Source organism: Microbacterium sp. ISL-103, from assembly GCF_018613995.1.
In the GTDB taxonomy this organism is placed as follows: domain Bacteria; phylum Actinomycetota; class Actinomycetes; order Actinomycetales; family Microbacteriaceae; genus Microbacterium.
This window is the reverse complement of sequence record NZ_JAGGPD010000645.1, coordinates 1-2,548: the sequence shown is the minus strand read 5'-3', so window position 1 is coordinate 2,548 and position 2,548 is coordinate 1. Positions and strand designations below refer to the sequence as shown.

Annotated in this window: 1 protein-coding gene and 1 pseudogene; both read right to left on the bottom strand. The window is 66.4% G+C overall.

What is annotated here, in order from left to right:
• Positions 1-227 (bottom strand): annotated as a pseudogene (locus tag J7E68_RS19075) (aminopeptidase); the annotation flags it as partial.
• A gap of 1 nt (position 228) precedes the next feature.
• A complete protein-coding gene (locus J7E68_RS19070; RefSeq protein ID WP_215175115.1) occupies positions 229-2,232 on the bottom strand; it encodes a DUF262 domain-containing protein in 2,004 nt (667 codons plus the stop codon).
• Positions 2,233-2,548 lie beyond the last annotated feature (316 nt).

Sequence of the window (2,548 nt, the reverse complement as noted above, 5' to 3'; positions counted from 1 at the left end):
TCGAGCCACGCCGGCGACGACGAGGCGTGGAACGGCCGCGGCGCCTCGTGACCGGGACCGCCCTGCAGGAAGACCAGGAACGGCAGCGTCTCGCCGCCATCGCGCGAGACCACCCGGGCGAAGATGTCGATCGTGCGGGTGTCGGCCGGGTCGCCCCAGACGAGGGGCACGGTGAGCGTGTGCTCCTCGACCGTCAGATCGAGCAGGCGGCGGATGGTGGTCGTCATGTCACATCACATTCCCGATGTAGGAGTACTTGACGAAGACCTCCGAGGCGATGCCCGCCTCGTGGAGCACGCCCTGCACCGCGTTCATCATGTAGTTGGAATCCCACCCCATGTAGAGGTGGTGCGATTCGTCGAGCTGATCCCACTGGCCCTTCCAGGCCATCGCGTCGTAGATCGGACCGCCGTGGGTCGCGCAATAGATCTGCGCGGCATCGCGGGTGTCGGTCCAGGCGCGTCGGAACACGCGGTTGAAGAGGTGCCTGACGTCGAAGACCTCCCATCGCTCTCCGCGGTACTCGACGTACTCGAACTCGCGCTCCCATCCGGCCGGCCACCCGCGGCGGCGGACGGCGTCGAGGATGGGCGTGAGCCCGTCGTCATCGATCTCGGGAAGGGCGGGGCGCGCCCAGATGCGCAGCAGGTCGGCGGTCAGGCGGATCGTCCGCTCCGAGATCGCGGCGGTGCCCCATGTATCCGTCGCTGTGAGCGCTCTGGTCTCGGCGACCGCACTGCGGGCGTAGGCGCTGTCGCGCTTGACGGCGAACGACTCGCCGAAGACGCGCTCCGCGAGATGCTGCTCGAGCAGAGTGAGGTTGCCGAGGGTGGGTGCGAGCGCGCGGTGCGCGTTGCGTTCGTCGTCCGAGTACTCGATCCACGGGCGGATCCCGTCGCCCGACCACGTGTCGCTGGGAACCGTGGGCACGATGTGCTCGACATCGAAGTCCGCGGACTCATCGACACCCTCGAGTCGGCCCAGGACATAGGCGGGGTGGGGCAGTTCGCTGTACTTGAGCACCGCGCTGACCCGTTCGTCCGAGGGGGTGATGCGGGCGAAGGCGCGCGCCAGCGCTGCGCGGCCGTTCGCCCTGGCGCGGCAGAGTCGGGCCACGAGACGCTCATTGGGGAGGTTCACGAGCGTGCGCCGCAGGTACATGGCTTGGATCCACTCGAGTGTCTCGAGCAGTTCCTCGCGAACGATGAGACCACGTGCGTGATCGCTGTAGACGCTCAGGACGAGCGGATAGGCCGCGCGTCCGAACGTGTTCACGAACCGCAGCTGACGCGCGATCTCGGGGTCTTCCTCCAGAGAAGGATCGAGCAGGATCCCGTAGATCGCGGCGTAATGACGCCAGATCTCGGCATCCGCCTGCAGATGATCGACATCGACGCGGGGGAAGGACTGCCGGAACGCGCTGTAGCCCCCGTGCTCGCCGTTCGCGGCGACCTGACGCCCCGTGGTCATGCCGAGATAGTGCCGCCAGAAGGCGCCGATGGTCTCACCCGTGTGACGCTCGATCGGCAGCCAGAATCGCGCCTCGACATCGAGCTGCTCTGCGTGGGTCAGACCCATCAGGATGTAGTTGTGGATGAGCTCGTGATCGCGCAGCGGCTCACCGGTGGAGTTGAGACTCTCGAAGATCTGCTGCGCGTTCGCCTCGCCGCCGAGGGTGATCGACACATGCTCGAGCTTCTGCAGGCCCGCCCAGATCAGGGGCGCTTCGTCGGCATGCACCTGGCTGCGGAAGAAGGCGTAGTTGTCGTCGAACCGGGACTCGCGCTCGGCGTTGTCGCCCCGTTCGAGCACGACCGACTCGTACAGCTCGGCCCACGCGTCATGGGGCTGCAGCTTGGTGCGCGAGGAGTCATCCGGGCGCACGAGCACTCGGTCGAGTTCGGCGGCGAGCTCGGGAGAGGTGTCCTGCACAGTGTGGCGGAGAGCTGCCACGAGCAGCATGAGCGTCGTGATGCGCTGCTGGCCGTCGATCAGGACGAGGTCGGTGTCTGCGTCGCTGTCGTCCGCTGCAGACAGGATCGAGCCGATGAAGTGGCGATGCGAAGAGTCCTCGCGAGCGACGGCTCTGACGTCGGAGAGCAGCTGCTCGCATCCGCCGATGTCCCACCGGTACTGGCGCTGGTACACCGGCACGACGATGGTCGTTGAGTCCTCTGCGAGCCACTCGATCGTGTTGACGGCTGTCGCCTCGACGTTGGTCGCAGTGCTCATGCTGGTGTCTCGTCCTCCCGTAACGCCGGGCGCCGAGGAGTCGCCAGGCGCCCGGTTCAGTCTATTCGCTTATTCACGGCGACCCTCGGCGGCGCTCCAGAGGCGCCCTGTTAGGCTTGCCTTATCAGGGCCTGTTAAAACGTGCTGGCCCCCGATGAGAGGATCTGGTTCAGATCATGGGATACATCAAGTCAGCGGCGCTCGAAGACAAGGGCTTCGTCGTCCTCGACAGCTACGACCAGGAGCTCGACCCCAAGGAGTGGCTCGACCTCGAGTACAACGACTGGCAGTCGTCGGGCGAAACCCGCTTCGCGCC